The organism is Shewanella sp. HN-41 (assembly GCF_000217915.1).
GTDB lineage: Bacteria > Pseudomonadota > Gammaproteobacteria > Enterobacterales > Shewanellaceae > Shewanella.
Genome location: NZ_AFOZ01000038.1, coordinates 22,711 through 39,042, shown reverse-complemented (window position 1 = coordinate 39,042; position 16,332 = coordinate 22,711). Strand labels below are relative to the sequence as shown.

Here is a 16,332-nt window from a genome sequence, read left to right as displayed (position 1 = left end):
AGGATGAAAATAGTCGTACTCGATGGTGAAACCTTAAATCCCGGTGATTTAACCTGGCAAGCGGTCAGCGCGTTAGGAGAGTTTAGTTGTTTTGCCCGCACGCCCTATGCCGAGATTATCCCTCGCGCTCAGGATGCTGAGGTAGTACTCACCAACAAGACCCCCCTCGATGCCAAGACCTTAGCCCAACTACCTAAGCTTAAATATATCGGCGTGCTTGCCACGGGCACCAATGTGGTGGATCTCGCCGCCGCAAAAGAGTTAGGCATAGTGGTAACCAACGTGCCCGCCTATGGCCCCGATGCGGTGGCGCAAATGGTGTTTGCCCATATTTTGCATCACACTCAAGCGGTTGCTGCGCACCATCAAGCCGTTGCCGCAGGGCAATGGACCCATTGCAGTGACTTTTGTTTTACCTTAATGCCGCTGCAATCCCTTAAGGGCAAAACCTTAGGCTTGATTGGTTATGGGGATATAGGTCAGCAGGTCGCCAAACTCGCCTTAGCCTTTGGGATGAAGGTATTAGTCAATACCCGCACCGAACCCAGCGATTTACCCCAAGGTGTGAGCTGGACATCCCGTGATACGGTATTCAAAGCGTCCGATATTATCTCACTCCACTGTCCACTCACCCCTGAGACAACCGAGCTTATTAATGCCCAAACCCTTGAATTGATGAAGCCGCAGGCGCTACTGATCAATATCGCCCGCGGCGGCTTAATCGATGAGGCAGCGCTGGCTGCGGCATTAGCGCAGGGCAAAGTCTTTGCCGGTGTCGATGTACTCTCGACCGAGCCACCGAGTGCGGATAATCCGCTACTAACTGCGCCCAATATCAGTATCAGCCCCCACAATGCCTGGGCGACTAAAGAAGCGCGGCAGAACTTACTTAATATCGCGATCGCAAATCTTAAGTCCTTCCTACAAGGGAATATTCGGAATTGTGTAAATAACAAATGACGTGAACAAGGAATGTTATGTATAGAACCTTATTGGTGTGTATGTTGGGATTCACTTTAAACGGCTGTGCTAATCAGATCAGAGTGCCAAGCTCCTGCGAAACCGTAAACCAGTGTGCAGAATTAGTAAAACTCAAAATTCAATCCAATCTTGAGTTTGATGAATCATTTAAAGATCAGACAGTAAAAGTTAACTTTCATCTTGATCAAAGAGCTAATGTCGTTAGCTATACAATGTTAGAGCCCAGCAACGTTATTAAACTAAATGAAGCTGTAAAATCTGCAGTATTTGCCTCATCACCTTTTTCAGAGGTTTTATCTGCTGATTCAGATGTTTTTTCTGAGATTAAAGAAGTAAATCTTATTGTGATCCCACAGTTAGACTAAATGATATCTCGTAAAATAGAACGCCTAGCGATATGCTAGGCGTTATTTGAGAGATGTTTTAATACACTTTGATTTTTATTCTTCTGCGCCAAGCGTAAACCCCGAGGCTGGTCTTGATTTTAGTCTCGAAAATAACCGAGGCTCACCTTTTTAGTATTAGCGTAATCTGTAGATTCAAAAAATTACGCAGCACGCTTTGGGACAAAACGAGCCATATTCTTCACTCTAATTCGTGGGATTGTGATTAATATTTTTATTGATTAACAATCGTTTAACTGGTAAATGGTGGTTGATTAGAATCCGAAGCGAAGCTTAGGAGCCAACCACTATTTGACCTTGTTGAAGCACTGTTAGGTACGCTTACTTTACAATTATTTTTTCACCTTTTTTAGCGTCCCTGACATGCTCAACCAGTCCTTGATAAAAAAATGGAATATTATCTGCTTTATCACCGTTCATTCGTCCTTCTACTTTATCGTGAGCAAGGATACCAATCGAATACTCAGGCTCCCCGACGATTAAAATTGGAACAGGCTCTTTATTGAATTGAAAGAGTGTAAACCGCCCACCATATTCTTTATAAGCAACGTTTAAAATGTACGAAGCATATATATTTATAAGATTGGCTTTCTGTTCTTCATTTAAATCTTCAACGAAGAAGGAAGCGTCATCAAGAACATATTCAATATCTTCCAAGCTTTTTCTTGATAAATCTAGATTTCCTTTTACAAAATTACGATTATTTTCGATCGCAACTTTTGCATTCTCTTTAACGATATTCAAAATATCTAAATGGAGTTCATCATCTTTTGCATTGGCATTAAAACTAAAGCTTAACAACAAGATTAGAGAAAAGACTACTTTTATATAATTCATTTAATTGACTCTTCTAAATTACCTAACGCTTCAATCACCGGCTTGGTGAAGTCGGCGTTTTTTGGGGGGAACAAAAAAGTGACAGCTTTACCAAGTCAGCTTGCTTTGACTTGAATAAATCTGGCCACCCATTTTAAATCAACAACATAATGTACTTTCGGTTTACCTACAACCTGCTTTGGCTAAAATTGCTTGAATGAGCGTTATCAAAAGTAGCAGAGCCGTATTTTAGGCAAAAAATCGGACTCATTCATTCAAAAATGGTGTCTTTCAGACGTCACAAGTCATCCCATAGTGCTTGGGAGATGCTCGTCGATAATTCTTATTAGTGAGATATCAAGTCGCTATCAGTTTTTGTGAAAGTGCTGGCAGTCTGCCACAAAATGTCGTCGTTTTTCTAGATGCTCGTAGTAATCGGTCAGCTCTTGCAAGGTTCCCACCGGGCCATGAAATAGCTTGCCAAACTCAGTGGTCAACTTGAGCCAATTGTCATGGGAGATATTTAATCTTGTCAGTAACTTGCAGCTATTTTCACTGATGACACCTCGTTTATCACTGCAAAGGCAGCCACATCAATAGCAAAAAACGCTTCAAGTTCAAACAGTAGCGACTCTACCCAAGCGCGGCGATGGTCATAGTTTTTACCCGAGTAACTATCATCGCCACACAAAAATGCACATCGAACCACGCGGCTACAGCAATGGTAATAAGGCGTGTCTTCAAGACTTATCTGAGTTCTGCGAGGGCGCAGCATACAAACCTCCTTGTTCAATGCTTAACCAAAACATAGTTGGAGGTTAACTACCGCGCTATTAACAATGGGGGTCCATAATTTCTCACAATAGGGGCACTTGTTGTTAAATAAAGAGGCTACATATCACTGGAAAGATATTGCAGCCCTTACATTGTTGCTATTTGCACAACCAAAGATGACTCGCCATTTCACTTTGAGAGTTAGTTAAAACTTACCTATTTCTTTACGCCAAATAGCTCTCTCTTGCACATCGGTTAATTTCAATTTGGCGAAATACCTCGTCACAATAAAGGCAATAGGAATAGTGGATATGGCAATAGCTTCATAGTTGTATAAGGTCATTACAGCAAAGCCATTGGTCAATAGCCCTATCACACCTATCATGTTTGCATATTTACTCTCATAGATTTTCCCAAATTTGCAGGCTAAATAACCAATCACAGCAGCAGGAACAAACAGCATCCAATAAAAGACTAGCCCATTCCAAACAAAGAGAATCAGTAAGGCTAAACCTAAGAAAACACCCAGTATTGCACCTAAAAATGCCTTTTTCGGTGATTGGTTTTTAACTAGTTCCTCATATGCTTGCTTTGCCTGCTCATCTATAAATTTACGATAAGATTCACTTTCAGCCTTTTCCTTACGCGCCAATTTTTCTCTCCTTACAGATGCGTTAAAACTAATTGCTAGGGCCATTATTTTTTAATAACGGCTTTGTTGTGTACTCGGGGCCATCAAAGCGACTGATAAAAAGGTTTTAGTTTTATGCCCAAACTAACTGAATCCAGCATCTTCGGGTTGTTTGGGCATATTTAACTTTTAAGCTCAGTTGATTTTAGCTTTGATGGTTTTTAGCTCTGCGAGATCGTCTGCGTAGACCAATAAATCCGATCAATACTGCAGTGATAATCAGTGAACCATAGGCCACGGGCTTTTTCAGTTTATGGTAGATGGCATTCCACTTGGCAATACTATTCGCCCGCTGCCGTTTGACGGCACTGTCAAAATCTGGGGGTTCACACTGTAGGCCAAAGTGCTCTGCCCAAGGCACAAAGGGGCCATTGGCGACGTACTTTTTGTAGTAGCGGCTAGCCAGTTCATGATCTCGATACAGTATCCACCCCGTTGCTTGGCAAAGCAGTGCGGCATAGGCTTGGCTGTTATGGGGGACAAAATCCGTAGCCTTATCGGCAAGCTGCGCCGCGGTATAGCGGTAGTGGAATCGTTTATCGGGAATGGCTTGGCTAGCGTCGATGCGTTGCTGCTCTTTATCACTGAGTTTATCCGGTGAATACCAATCACTTAGGTCAAACACCCCTTGGTAGATTGAGTAATCGGGTGCCAGTTCAAACCCCAATATTTCCATCCCTTGGTGACGTGCAAGTTCTGCCGCTACCCAATAAGCCTTGGCGCTCTCTATACCAGTTGTGGCCTTGGCGGTCGTAAGTGCTTTGCCATAGTTTTGGGCGATGGTGTTCAAACTAGGGTTGGGGAAGTAAGCTGGCGCCTCTGCGATTGCACCTTCACGTAATAATCGACGGCCGAGTAAGTAGCGTAAGCGATTGTTAATAGGCTCGATACTATCGTACCAATCACTGTCCTGTGGGTATTCAAATGCGATCAACGGCACCTGTGTGTCGATAAACAGCTTAAGCTCGGCCGTGGTCAGTACGCGCTCGGCCACATAGGCGATATCTTGCCAGTACTCATCGCCACTGGTGAGTAACTGGCGTAAGGCCTCGATATACTCGCCGCGTTCAAGGGATAATACCCCTTGTTCGGCGAGAATACGGCAATAGGTCGCTTGTTCTGTATCGGCATGTATGGCTTGCTGTTGGGTCTGATTGGCATCGCCCCTAGGCTTACTGGTATTGGCTTGTTCGGGAAAGTGGCGCACAGCCTCAGCATAGGCCTTGGCCGCTTCAGCTTGATCGCCCTTTTGTAGCATCAATTTCGCCCTAAGCCACCAGGCGAGGCCGCTCGGCTTAGCGAGTGCTAAGAGGCGATCGGCACTGGCATAATCCCCGAGTTGGTAATAAATGGCCGCCAACTTGTCACCTTGGGTGAGCACTAAGCCATCGGTCGGAAACACCTTAAGGATCTCGGCGATCTTTAAGCCCATATCCGACAATTGACCGTCATAGGCGAATTCATTAGTGCTGCTTTGCCAGTAGGCAATCAATAATTGCTGCACACTTGCCTGTTGTAAAAGAGGGGTGAGCTCGGCAATGTCTTTAGCCATTAAGCTGCGACTTAACATCAAGAGCGAATCATAACCACCACTGTCACCCTGTGCAGATTGGGTTGCATAGAGTTCGATGATTTTATCTAAGGTGGCAGGGTTTAATGCAACTTCAACCTTGGGCGGTTCATATTCAGCATGGGAGGCTTGGATTAAAGGCTGGCCTTGGTGCAATAAAATATAAGCCTGCTCCCCAAGGCTAGCGAGGCTTAAACGGAGTGGATCGGGAGCGCCCCTTGCGACTTCGGCTTGCAGTTGGGTCAGGTAAGCATTGGCACGAACAGCCTGTTTGGGATCGGATGAAGTCTTACTTAATATAAGTTCGATGCGAGAGAGTGAATAGAGCGCCCACAGGCTGCGTCCAGCACGCTCTTGCTCTGGTAATTCAATCACTTTAATAAAATAGCGACTCGCTCTGTCGTAGTCTTTAGCATCGAAAGCCACAGCCCCTAAGGTGTACCATGTCAGTGCTTGTGGGAGCGCATCATTTAGCTCAGCGGCGATTTGCTCGGCTTCAACGGGACTAGGGGCATCGCGTAGGGCATTGACTAAGGCCAAATGGGCCTCATTCAGCTCAGAGTGCTCAAAGGCGCGCGTTTGGGATAAGTAACGATTATGTACTTCATCCCACAGGTATTCCTGTGCGGCTGGTGCATCTTGGTACTGCCAAGGTATAGGTTTAGCTAGGGAGGTTAACTGCTGGCTAAAGGCCGTCTGCGGTAAATAACTGAGGTGGCTCTGCCTGTCTTGGGTCAATTGTAAAGGGAAATCGGGGCCGCAGGCCAAGAGCATAGGGGGAAATAGGCTTAAGCTGATGAACAGGGTCTTTTTAAGCATAAAAGCCCGATTAGTTATTGGGATTGTGAACGATGATTTTGGCTTATGGCACATAAATTCCCTGTAGATATAATGACTCACAACGGGCCCACCCTATCACTCTCTGGCCACCGGGGTTGAGCCTAGTCGTTGTTTTTGAAACTGGAGTCGCCGCAGACGACGTAAAGGGCGCAGGGGCTTCAGCCCTTAATTGCCATTCCAATAGCCCTGACTTTGGTGTGACTCTATAACCATTTTGCGCATCATACCCGCTGCAAGCCTTTGCTGCTAGAGACAAAATACTCGGCAGCTCACCTGCAATATTGCCTTTGTTTATCAAGGTGAGCTGAAAGAGCCGCGACTCTACATTCAGGCTAAGTTGTGGGACATTTGCTGTTGCTATGGCATCTTTGGCTGTTAGCTTGTTATCGCTCAAGAGTGCTAATTCTATGTTTGCAGTGAGTTTTTCGCCCTTGGCCACTGCGATTAAAGTATTGAGTGGCCAAATGCGCCTATCGCCTTCAAGGGGCAGCCTAAACCAGATGATACCCTTGAGTTTATCGTCTGGGAGGGCCTTTAGTCGCTGCACAAAAGTGTGCAAAACCTGCGGGTTGGCCATCAGTTCTTGTACTGTATCAGGGGAGCGAGTCTGATCCCGCAGCGGCGTTTCACTCTCCACTTTATAACCTGAAGTTGTGCTGATGACTGCTGAGCCATAGGCGGGGAGTGCGATAAGGTAAGGCACAGTGCTGATCTTTGAGAGTTGCTGCACCCATTGCCAGCCTTGAGAGGCATCGAATAGTCCGAGGCGCGGGTCGCTGACGCTGTGAATTTGCAGCACCAGTTCATCGATAGTGCTGAGTAGCGGCGGAAAATCGGCACTATTAAGCCAAGTAGGCAGCGCGGTAATACTGAGTTTGAGTTCTGATGGTAACTGGGTTTTAAGCTTGTTAAGAAAATCCCGATAGGCGGGCAGTTTACTGCTGGCGCTGTCGTGATCAATTTCAACACCTGCGATACGCGTGCCTTTTGCCTGCCAATCTGCCAGCACTTGGCTGATTTTATGGATTACTTCTGCATCATTTAAATGCGTGAATTGGCCATCTAAGCGAATGACGACGATTTTGGGCCTAGGATCGGCCTGAAGCCAAGCATGGTTGACTGCAACTTCAAACCAAATGTCTGCACCATTGGGTTTTGGATGTGCCTGTAGCGCTAAAATGCGTAACCCTCTGAACGTGCCTTGGCTTTGCACTAATGCCGTTTGATTGGCGGGGCGCCATTGGCGTTGCCAGATATAGACTTCCTGCGCGAGTCGAGCCTGTATATGGATGGGTTCTGAAGGGGATTTAGCCGTGTGTTCACTGGGCTCCGTCGCTGGCTGGCAGGCGCTTACGGATAGGATTGCGCTCAACAAAGCACATAAGAACCATTGATTTCGGCTAATGTTTTTAACCAGATTGCCCATGCTACTAGTATCAATTCCGTTTTGGGTGAAGCACTACTATGCCCGAAAAATGCCGCTTATACATTGCGGTAAAACATCCAACATTAAATCTTAAACTTCACACATCTGATATCGCAGCTTAAGTTCGGTTTTTCCTTTGCTGCTTTGGTATTACATATCTGAAATTAGAACTCGGGATCGACTTGAAAACGCATTGGTTCGCGGCTGACCGGGTGCTCGAGGCACAATAAATCGGCATGGAGATGCAGTCGCTGGCCGCGCTTGCCATAGAGATCATCACCAACAATGGGCGTATTTAGCCCCTCAGTATGGGCGCAGTGCACTCTGAGTTGGTGGGTTCGGCCCGTTTTAGGCGAGAGATACATGCGGGTTTGGCGTACCGTTTTATCGAGCTGACTCAGTTCCCAGTGTGTTTCCGCCGCTTTGCCAAACCCGTGACAAACCAGTTGCCTCGGCCTGTCGTCTAAGTCACCACGCAGGGGTAAAGCTATATGGCCCGTCGTCTGTTGATCTGTCACCTGAGCAGGAATACCGTCTAGCAGTGCCACATAACGCTTAGTGACAGTGCGCTGGATAAACTGTTTTTGCAGCTGTTTATGGGCGTCTTTTGTCAGCGCTATCACCATTAATCCCGAGGTCGACATATCGAGTCGATGGACGATAAGTGGACCAGTGGCATGGGGAAAGGTGTGTCGCATACGCGCATAGACTGAGTCTTCAATCTCCTTACCGGGCACAGATAAAAACTCGGCGGGTTTATTCACAATTGCCATCGCATCATCTTGGTAGATAATGGCCACGTTTTTACCCTCGGCGGGATTGATAAGCAGAGGATTCTCATCGATGTCGAGCCCTTCTAGCATATGCCCTAGGATAGGCTGGCATTTCCGCAGACAGGCGGGATAAAACTGCTTATGCTGGCGGATCTCCGATTTTGGCGGCGCGCCCCACCAAAACTCAGCGATTGCCAGAGGTTTTAGGCCGTGTTTAAAGGCGTAATGTAATAACTTAGGTGCGGCACATTCCCCCGAACCCGCGGGTGGCGTTAGCTCAACCGTGCCTTTAAATATGCCGTTAAGGCTCTTTTCTGCACCGCGAATATTCAAAAAACGATACTGCTCAAATAGCTTTTGCTGCAACGAGGCTGAGAGCTGTTTGCGCTCTTGCCTTAAGGCGTCGCGCTTATCTGTGAGCTGGCTTAGCGCTTGGTTAATGGCATTAATATGCTGATCCCAATAGCGTTTTATCTCTTTTAATTGATTTTTATCATTGATGCTTTCTTGGCTGAGTTTGGCTTCGAGCGCAGCATTTTCACGCAAGGTCTCATCAGTCGGATTCGCCGCCAGGTGGATTGCGAGTTGATTGCGCTGTGCCTTGCGGGATTGGCGGCCATCGATCATCAATTGTCTGTGGGCGGCGAGTTGCGTCTCGGCTTGCGTTTGTTTAGTGACCAGCTCAGCGCAGAGACGAGGAATATCGGGATGATTTTCTACTGCAAACAGCTGCTCGTTGATTTGGTTGATTTGCAGATTTTCGGCGTGGAAAAAATTGTCCTTAGCCAGCATATCAAACACGGGCGGCACAAAGCGTGGCCAATGGTTTTGTTCGGCTAACTTGCCCGAAAAAGCCGACAAATAGCCCACTTCGCCCTGGGGATTTTGCACCAGCAACACCCCGAACATTTTACCAATGGCGCCAGTTAGTTCACCCGTTAGGCCAAAGTTATGTTGCCAATCCTGTTGAGTCTCAAGGTGTTGTTGTAATTCTTCGGCGGCGATAACGCACAGCGGATGTGGTTCGTAATAGAAAGGAAAAGTAAAACGTTGCGGCAGGGCATAGGCATCAATGGCTTGAGTAAAAGAGGTAAAGCAAGAAGGCTGAAGATGCATATTGGGTTTTACTTATTAGCGTTAAGCCACGACTTAGGGGTTAACTGCAACGTGGGGCTGTGCAACAAAGGGCGCTAGTTTACTCCGTCGGTGTGGGACGGTCACTTTTTATTAGTGCGGATCTGGGTTGAAAAAAGGGAAATGGCATTGAAGCGCATTTCCCTTTGATTTTTAACCTGTGCTTAAAGCCAATCTAAAGCGGTTAAACCGCTTAAAAGATAACTTTTACCTTGCTGGCGCTATCGAGTGCTTTGCTGACTGCGCTGTCGATATCGATATCACGGGCAAGCGCGACACCTAAGCGGCGGCGGCCATCGATATCGGGTTTGGCAAATAATCTAAGCTGAGTGTTGACCGCCTCTAGTGCCGCGGCAATACCTTGGTAGCGGATATTGCTTGAGGTGCCTTCGGCCAAAATCACCGCCGAGGCGCTTGGGCCATGCTGATGGATATTGGGAATGGGCAGGCCAAGAATCGCCCTAACATGCAGGGCAAATTCCGATAAGTCTTGGCTGATAAGAGTGACTAGGCCCGTGTCGTGTGGCCTTGGTGAGACTTCAGAGAAATAGACTTCATTGCCTTTAACAAATAGTTCTACGCCAAATAATCCATACCCGCCAAGGGCTTCGACGACTTTGCTGGCAATGGCTTGGGATTTTGCCAGCACTTCATCGGACATGGCTTGTGGTTGCCATGACTCACGGTAATCACCGTCTTCCTGCCTGTGGCCTATGGGCGCACAGAAATGAATGCCGTTGACTGCACTGACAGTTAATAGTGTGATTTCATAATCGAAGGGAATAAAGCCTTCCACTATCACGCGACCACCGCCGGCGCGGCCACCTTCTTGGGCGTATTGCCACGCTTTATGGCTGAGGGCGGTATCGCGAATAACACTCTGACCTTTGCCCGATGAACTCATCACTGGCTTAACCACACAGGGTACGCCAATCTTGCTAATGGCTTGGTTAAATTCGGTTTCAGTGTCGCAGAAAAAATACGGAGAAGTGGGTAAACCTAAGGTTTCTGCGGCGAGGCGACGAATGCCTTCCCTGTCCATAGTGAGCTTAGTCGCCCTGGCGGTTGGGATAATATTCACCCCTTCTGCCTCCATTTCCACTAAGGTTTGGGTGGCGATGGCTTCAATTTCTGGAATGACTAAGTGCGGTTTTTCTAGTTCGATAACCGCACGCAGGGCGTTGGCATCGAGCATATTGATCACATGGGAGCGGTGGGCGACTTGCATGGCGGGGGCGTTGGCATAACGGTCAACACCAATCACTTCAACACCTAAGCGTTGTAGTTCAATGGCGACTTCTTTGCCAAGTTCACCGCAGCCGAGCAACATGGCGCGTCGGGCGCCCTCAGTGTAGGGAGTACCAATCATGTATGAATACCTTTGGGATTGTAGGGATTTTGAGTTTTATATCTGCGCTCTAGGTCGCAATCATGGCGCTAGTTTAGCTTGAACATACCTTATGATCATGGCGTAAATCGACAACTGTGTCCTAGATCTAAATAAAAATAGAAATATTTTTTTGATATTGTGACGCTAAACTTAGTGGTTATTCATTGGCCTATAGCGAGTTTGGGCTTCATCTACTAGTCTTGATTACGGAATTAATATTACTAGTATAAGGAGTCTCTATGTTCTTAGATTACTTTGCGTTAGGTGTTCTTTTATTTGTGATTATCGTCATATTTTATGGTGTGATTGCCATTCATGATATTCCCTATGAAATTGCAAAAAAGCGTAATCATCCCCAGCAGGATGCGCTCCATATTGCAGGCTGGGTCAGTTTATTCACTTTACATGCCATTTGGCCATTTTTATGGATTTGGGCCACCTTGTATCGGGAAGATCGTGGATGGGGCTTTAATACCGTAATGAAGCGTGAACAAGCATTAGAAGATGATGTTGAAGCACTAAGGAAAACAGTGACAGAGTTACAGTCCCGCCTTCAACTGTTAGAGTCTGTGCCTTCATTGGTCGATGATGCTAAACACAACAATAAAGTAGAGGTATAACATGGATTTATTACTCATACTTACCTATGCCGCCATTTGTATTGTGATCTTTAAAGTCTTTAAAATACCAATGAACAAATGGACTGTCCCCACGGCGGTGTTGGGAGGGATCTTCATTATTGGTGCTTTGCTACTGGTGATGAATTATAACCACCCCTATTCCCGTTTCTCCCGTGAGTATTTTGCCACTATTCCTATTACGCCAGCGGTTAAAGGCTTGGTCGCGTCGGTCGAAGTTAAACCTAATGTGCATATAAAACAAGGAGATGTGCTATTTCGTCTCGATCCTATTCCCTTTGAAGCCGCAGTAAAGCGTAAACGCGCAGCTTTGATGGAAGCCGAACTCGAAGTGCCACAACTTGCCGCGGCGTGGGAGTCGGCTAAAGCAAATGTAGAGCGCGTTCGGGCCGATAAAGACCGTAATAAATCTGCATTCGAGCGTTACGACTTAGGCCGCAAGAAGGGCGGCGCGAATTCGCCTTTTACTGAACTGGAACTCGATAATAAGCGTCAATTGTACTTAGCCTCAGAGGCACAACTGACAGTGGCGAATGCCGAAGAACTGCGTGTCAGGCTGGCCTATGAATCTAATATTGATGGTGTTAATACCAAAGTGGCTGGCTTGCAAGCGGATTTAGACGGTGCCCTGTATGAACTAGCTCAATCCGTGGTGCGAGCTCCGGCAGATGGCATGGTGACCCAAATGGCATTGCGGGTCGGTGCTATGGCTGTGCCTTTGCCTTTACGCCCCGTGATGAGCTTTATTCCCGATGAGGAACGGTATTTTGCGGGCGCATTTTGGCAAAATTCCTTGTTGCGTTTGCAGGAGGGTGATGAAGCCGAGGTGATACTGGATGCCGCGCCCGGACAAATCTTTAAGGGGAAAGTGGCGAAAATATTACCCGCTATGGCTGAAGGTGAAGTTCAAATGAGTGGCGCTTTGCAGTCATCGGATCGGTTTTTTAAAAATGGCCGTGTGATAGTGCTTATTGATATTGAAGATGAGGCTATCCGTAAACAGTTTCCCGCGGGTGTTTCTGGTCAGGTTGCCGTTTATACTGAACATTTCCATCATGTTGCCGTGATGCGTAAAGTATTGCTGAGGATGCAGGGTTGGCTGAATTACTTGTTTTTTGATGGACATTAGTGCATTAAATTACGGAGTTAATTTGGTGGCATCATTTTGTAAAGTCCAGTTCGCTGGACTTTTTTATATAACATTTCCGTTTAATTACAGCTAATGGATAGAAGCATGCAAGATATTCGCGATTTAACCTCAGTGCTGCGCTCCAATACGCCAATCGTAGTGATTGAAACCTATGAAGAATATCGCGTAGTCGAGCTGCTTAAGCGGATCGCTAATGTACTGTACCAGCCAGTGTTTACTTGGAGTATTACCCAAGGTTTAACGCGGGTCGATAGGCCTATGGCGGGGCAAAAGTTTAATAGTGAGCCTACAGATCTGCTCGGGCAGATTAAATCAACCTCGCAGCAGGGGATTTACGTGCTGTGCGACTTCCATCCCTTTGTGATCGACGCCCCTAAGAATGTACGTTTACTCAAAGAGATCGCCCTTGAGTATGAGACGCTGCAGCACACCTTAGTACTGGTGAGTCATGCCTTTGAAATTCCTCCCGAAATTAAACGCTATTGCGCCTATTTTCAATTAACTTTGCCAAGTACAGTGCAATTGCAAAATCTGATTTACCTCGAAGTCGATAAAATTCGTAACCAAGGTATGCCTTTACTGGTCGATGATGCCGCCGTAACAAAACTGGCGGAGAATCTGCGGGGAGTCACCTTAGACGATGCCCGCCGTCTAGTGCGCAAAGCCATAGTCGATGATGGCGCTATTACCTCGTCGGATATTGATGCCATCAATAAAGCCAAGTTTCAGTTACTCGACTTAAATGGCGTGCTGCAATTTGAATATGACACCAGTGATTTCTCACAGGTCGCAGGGCTGCATAACCTCAAAAAATGGCTTAAGCAGCGCTCGCCTATAGCGGACGTCAAACGTGATACTGGGATAGCGAATACCAACGATGTTCCTAAAGTGTTGGATGCGCCTAAGGGAATATTACTGCTCGGGGTTCAGGGTAGTGGCAAGAGTTTAGCGGCTAAGGCGGTTGCAGGTGTTTGGCAGAGGCCCTTGCTCAGACTCGATATGGCAGCCTTATACAACAAATACATAGGTGAAACCGAGAAGAACCTGCGTAATGCACTGGATCTCGCCGATATGATGTCGCCCTGCGTACTTTGGATAGATGAAATTGAAAAAGGTCTAAGCGGCGGTAGCAGTGATGAGGGCACATCGACCCGCATACTCGGCACTTTGCTCACTTGGATGGCGGAGCGTAAATCTGAAGTCTTTGTGGTCGCCACCGCAAACGATATTCAAGCCCTGCCGCCAGAGCTGATGCGTAAGGGGAGAATGGATGAAACCTTCTTTGTCGACCTCCCCGATGAAGCCATCCGCAAAGCTATCTTTTTAATCCACTGTCAGCGCCGTGGAATCGATGTGACGAGCTTAGATCTCGCCCAATTAGCGGCCCGTAGCCAAGGATTTTCCGGCGCCGAAATCGAGCAAGCCGTTATCGCAGCCATGTATACCGCTAGAAGCGTTGAGCGCGGTGTCGATCAAATGCTATTACTCGAAGAACTCAGTAAGACTCGACCTCTATCTGTAGTCATGAGTGACAAAATCAATGCGCTTAGACAATGGGCCGCAGGACGAACCGTCAATGCCCATGAATAGGATTTTTGCACTTGCTCCAAAGCGTATATGGGTGGGCGAATGTGCGTCCATCCATTATTAGCGGCTTACCTCTTCGGTGGGAATTATGCCAAGATCTGGCTGGCGGTATCACTGCCCAGTGGTACCGCTAATGCTGCTTATTCCTAACATGATGACATTTAGATATCAAATGCGAGACTGCCCGGTGGCAGGAATGGCCAGCTTAGACGTGTCGGTGAGCTTTCACCCTGCGCTCCAAAGAAGTAACCAGTTCTTGGGGTGGCGTAAACCACGTTGCCTTTTTGCAGGCCGAGTTCCTGCAGATTATGGTGGGTGAATTTAGCTTCCCACAGTTCTTCGCTATGCCAGCCTAGTGGTGCTAATTCCACTCTCACTTCGGCGCCAATGGGGGTCATGGCGACAATATTGAATGGTAAATTGGCCTGACTATTAGGTTTGTCTGATAGCGCCAATTCATGACTACGTACATAGAGCGCGCCATCCTGCTGTAATACTTGCTGTTCTGGCGGCGTCAAAAATGCTTCGCCATTCTCCCAACGTTTTTGTTGCCAACTGGCTTCAAATACGTTGACGTTACCTAGAAAATCAAACACAAAACGACTATTGGGGTGCGAGTATAACTCTGCAGGGGTATTGATCTGCTCTATATGACCATTGCTCATCACTACCACTCTATCTGAGAGTTCAAGCGCCTCATCCTGATCGTGGGTCACAAACACGCTGGTGAATTTTAATTCATCATGCAGGCTGCGTAGCCAGCGGCGTAGTTCTTTACGCACTTTGGCATCTAGGGCACCAAAGGGTTCATCCAGTAGCAAGACTTCTGGCTGGGTCGCTAATGCGCGGGCCAGAGCTATACGCTGTTTTTGTCCACCCGAAAGTTGTTCGGGATAGCGCTGTGCCAAGTGCCCAAGTTGCACCATCTCAAGTAAATGATTGACCCGCTTCTGAATTTCTGCCGCCGAAGGCCTTTGCTTTTTTGGGATCACTTCGAGCCCAAAGGCGACGTTATCGGCGACCGTCATATGGCGAAACAGGGCATAGTTTTGAAATACAAACCCCACGCGCCTTTCACGCACATGCACTTGGGTGACATCTCGATTGCCAAATTGAATTTGGCCGCTGTCAGCCCCCTCAAGACCGGCAATAATCCGCAGCAGTGTGGTTTTACCTGAACCAGATGGTCCCAGCAGACCAATCATTTCCCCTTCTTGAATGTCGAGATTAAGTGGAGAAAGCGCCTGAAATTGGCCAAATTTCTTGGAAATATTAGTAAGACGAATACTCATAATTGGCTCTGCTCTTTATTGTCATTGGCGGTTAAACTGCGTTGTTGCCGCCATTCCACTACGGCTTTTAGCATTAGGGTAAATAGGGCGATCAGGGCCAGTAATGACGCGCTCGCGAAGGCGGCTTCGGCCTGGTAATCTTCGTATAATAACTGCACATGCAAAGGTAAGGTGTTGGTTTCGCCGCGAATGTTACCTGATACTACAGCAACGGCACCAAATTCCCCCACGGCTCTGGCATTGGTGAGAATGACACCGTAAATCAGTGCCCATTTGATGTTGGGCAGGGTCACGCGGCGAAAGAGTTGCCACCATGAGGCGCCGAGGATCACTGCGGCTTCTTCTTCCGATGCACCCTGTTGTTGCATCAATGGGATCAGCTCTCTGGCCACAAAGGGACAAGTGACAAAAATAGTCACTAACAGTATCCCAGGCCAAGCAAACATGATCTGCAGATCGTGTTCATATAGCCATTCGCCCAGCCAGCCACTGTTGCCATAGAGCAGCAAATAGAGCAAACCTGCGACGACAGGGGATACCGCAAATGGAATATCAATCAGTGTGATCAACAACTTGCGACCGGGGAATTCAAACCGAGTGACACTCCATGCCAGCATGACGCCGAACACTAAATTGATGGGCACTGTGAGTGCTGCCACCATCAGCGTTAAACCAATCGCATGCAGCGAATCCGGCTGAGTTAGGTGCTCAATATAACGCTCCCAACCTCCGACAAACGCCTGCTGAAAAATACTTACCAGTGGCAATAGCAGTAATAGCAGGGCTAATGACACCGCAAGGGTAATCAGGCTCCATTTTATCAGGGGCGCTTCACCGACTCTTAAGGGTTTGAATGAGTTCATATT

The 16,332-nt window shown here is 47.2% G+C and carries 13 protein-coding genes and 1 pseudogene; 5 read left to right on the top strand and 9 right to left on the bottom strand.

Annotation, left to right across the window (positions count from 1 at the left end; all coding sequences use genetic code 11):
- Positions 1 to 3 precede the first annotated feature (3 nt).
- Both SOHN41_RS14420 and SOHN41_RS14415 read left to right on the top strand, forming a co-directional pair.
- Complete coding sequence (locus SOHN41_RS14420) at positions 4 to 960, top strand: D-2-hydroxyacid dehydrogenase (RefSeq protein ID WP_007650311.1); 957 nt, start codon at positions 4 to 6, stop codon at positions 958 to 960.
- A 17-nt stretch (positions 961 to 977) separates the two neighbouring features.
- Positions 978 to 1,346, top strand: a complete 369-nt coding sequence (locus tag SOHN41_RS14415; RefSeq protein WP_007650310.1) for a cell envelope integrity protein TolA — start codon at positions 978 to 980, stop codon at positions 1,344 to 1,346.
- A gap of 360 nt (positions 1,347 to 1,706) precedes the next feature.
- On the opposite strand, the gene SOHN41_RS14410 is transcribed toward SOHN41_RS14415, so the two are convergent.
- The 7 genes and pseudogenes from SOHN41_RS14410 to purT form a co-directional block, all read right to left on the bottom strand.
- On the bottom strand, positions 1,707 to 2,222 hold the full coding sequence (locus tag SOHN41_RS14410) for a hypothetical protein (RefSeq protein ID WP_050801845.1): 516 nt from the start codon (positions 2,220 to 2,222) through the stop codon (positions 1,707 to 1,709).
- Positions 2,223 to 2,569: 347 nt separating this feature from the next.
- Positions 2,570 to 2,976: pseudogene (locus tag SOHN41_RS19870) on the bottom strand (hypothetical protein).
- Positions 2,977 to 3,180: 204 nt separating this feature from the next.
- Positions 3,181 to 3,627 (bottom strand): hypothetical protein, encoded by a 447-nt coding sequence (locus SOHN41_RS14400; RefSeq protein WP_007650301.1) that lies wholly within the window; start codon positions 3,625 to 3,627, stop codon positions 3,181 to 3,183.
- Between the two features lie 184 nt (positions 3,628 to 3,811).
- Positions 3,812 to 6,109 (bottom strand): hypothetical protein, encoded by a 2,298-nt coding sequence (locus tag SOHN41_RS14395; RefSeq protein WP_037459246.1) that lies wholly within the window; start codon positions 6,107 to 6,109, stop codon positions 3,812 to 3,814.
- Positions 6,099 to 7,502 (bottom strand): DUF3142 domain-containing protein, encoded by a 1,404-nt coding sequence (locus tag SOHN41_RS14390; RefSeq protein ID WP_007650296.1) that lies wholly within the window; start codon positions 7,500 to 7,502, stop codon positions 6,099 to 6,101. The genes SOHN41_RS14395 and SOHN41_RS14390 overlap by 11 nt, the downstream gene beginning before the upstream one ends.
- 164 nt (positions 7,503 to 7,666) lie before the next feature.
- Entirely contained in the window at positions 7,667 to 9,391 is a 1,725-nt protein-coding gene (locus SOHN41_RS14385) for an RluA family pseudouridine synthase (RefSeq protein ID WP_007650294.1), read from the bottom strand.
- A gap of 211 nt (positions 9,392 to 9,602) precedes the next feature.
- Positions 9,603 to 10,778 (bottom strand): formate-dependent phosphoribosylglycinamide formyltransferase, encoded by a 1,176-nt coding sequence (purT, locus tag SOHN41_RS14380; RefSeq protein ID WP_007650292.1) that lies wholly within the window; start codon positions 10,776 to 10,778, stop codon positions 9,603 to 9,605.
- A gap of 260 nt (positions 10,779 to 11,038) precedes the next feature.
- Between purT and SOHN41_RS14375 the strand changes: the two genes are divergently transcribed.
- The 3 genes from SOHN41_RS14375 to SOHN41_RS14365 all read left to right on the top strand — a co-directional run bounded on the left by SOHN41_RS14375 (position 11,039) and on the right by SOHN41_RS14365 (position 14,177).
- Positions 11,039 to 11,419 (top strand): DUF3302 domain-containing protein, encoded by a 381-nt coding sequence (locus SOHN41_RS14375; protein WP_007650289.1) that lies wholly within the window; start codon positions 11,039 to 11,041, stop codon positions 11,417 to 11,419.
- A 1-nt stretch (position 11,420) separates the two neighbouring features.
- The gene (locus tag SOHN41_RS14370; RefSeq protein WP_007650287.1) at positions 11,421 to 12,566 is read left to right on the top strand and encodes an HlyD family secretion protein; all 1,146 of its coding nucleotides are present in this window, start codon (positions 11,421 to 11,423) and stop codon (positions 12,564 to 12,566) included.
- A 105-nt stretch (positions 12,567 to 12,671) separates the two neighbouring features.
- Positions 12,672 to 14,177 carry an AAA family ATPase gene (locus tag SOHN41_RS14365; protein WP_007650286.1) on the top strand — a complete coding sequence of 502 codons (1,506 nt, stop codon included), beginning with the start codon at positions 12,672 to 12,674 and terminating at the stop codon, positions 14,175 to 14,177.
- A gap of 158 nt (positions 14,178 to 14,335) precedes the next feature.
- Here the strand turns inward: SOHN41_RS14365 and SOHN41_RS14360 are convergent, their stop codons facing one another.
- Together SOHN41_RS14360 and cysW are read right to left on the bottom strand one after the other, a co-directional pair.
- The gene (locus tag SOHN41_RS14360) at positions 14,336 to 15,466 is read right to left on the bottom strand and encodes a sulfate/molybdate ABC transporter ATP-binding protein (protein WP_007650284.1); all 1,131 of its coding nucleotides are present in this window, start codon (positions 15,464 to 15,466) and stop codon (positions 14,336 to 14,338) included.
- A complete protein-coding gene (cysW, locus tag SOHN41_RS14355; RefSeq protein ID WP_007650283.1) occupies positions 15,463 to 16,329 on the bottom strand; it encodes a sulfate ABC transporter permease subunit CysW in 867 nt (288 codons plus the stop codon). Before cysW ends, SOHN41_RS14360 begins: the two co-directional genes overlap by 4 nt.
- Between the last annotated feature and the right edge of the window lie 3 nt (positions 16,330 to 16,332).

Excerpts from the sequence above, each read along its gene's own strand:
- SOHN41_RS14375 (WP_007650289.1), top strand. The coding sequence starts at position 11,039 with ATGTTCTTAGATTACTTTGCGTTAGGTGTTCTTTTATTTGTGATTATC.
- SOHN41_RS14420 (WP_007650311.1), top strand. The coding sequence starts at position 4 with ATGAAAATAGTCGTACTCGATGGTGAAACCTTAAATCCCGGTGATTTA.
- SOHN41_RS14415 (WP_007650310.1), top strand. The coding sequence starts at position 978 with ATGTATAGAACCTTATTGGTGTGTATGTTGGGATTCACTTTAAACGGC.
- SOHN41_RS14385 (WP_007650294.1), bottom strand. The coding sequence starts at position 9,391 with ATGCATCTTCAGCCTTCTTGCTTTACCTCTTTTACTCAAGCCATTGAT.
- SOHN41_RS14395 (WP_037459246.1), bottom strand. The coding sequence starts at position 6,109 with ATGTGCCATAAGCCAAAATCATCGTTCACAATCCCAATAACTAATCGG.
- SOHN41_RS14370 (WP_007650287.1), top strand. The coding sequence starts at position 11,421 with ATGGATTTATTACTCATACTTACCTATGCCGCCATTTGTATTGTGATC.
- SOHN41_RS14390 (WP_007650296.1), bottom strand. The coding sequence starts at position 7,502 with ATGGGCAATCTGGTTAAAAACATTAGCCGAAATCAATGGTTCTTATGT.
- SOHN41_RS14410 (WP_050801845.1), bottom strand. The coding sequence starts at position 2,222 with ATGAATTATATAAAAGTAGTCTTTTCTCTAATCTTGTTGTTAAGCTTT.
- SOHN41_RS14365 (WP_007650286.1), top strand. The coding sequence starts at position 12,672 with ATGCAAGATATTCGCGATTTAACCTCAGTGCTGCGCTCCAATACGCCA.
- purT (WP_007650292.1), bottom strand. The coding sequence starts at position 10,778 with ATGATTGGTACTCCCTACACTGAGGGCGCCCGACGCGCCATGTTGCTC.
- SOHN41_RS14360 (WP_007650284.1), bottom strand. The coding sequence starts at position 15,466 with ATGAGTATTCGTCTTACTAATATTTCCAAGAAATTTGGCCAATTTCAG.
- cysW (WP_007650283.1), bottom strand. The coding sequence starts at position 16,329 with ATGAACTCATTCAAACCCTTAAGAGTCGGTGAAGCGCCCCTGATAAAA.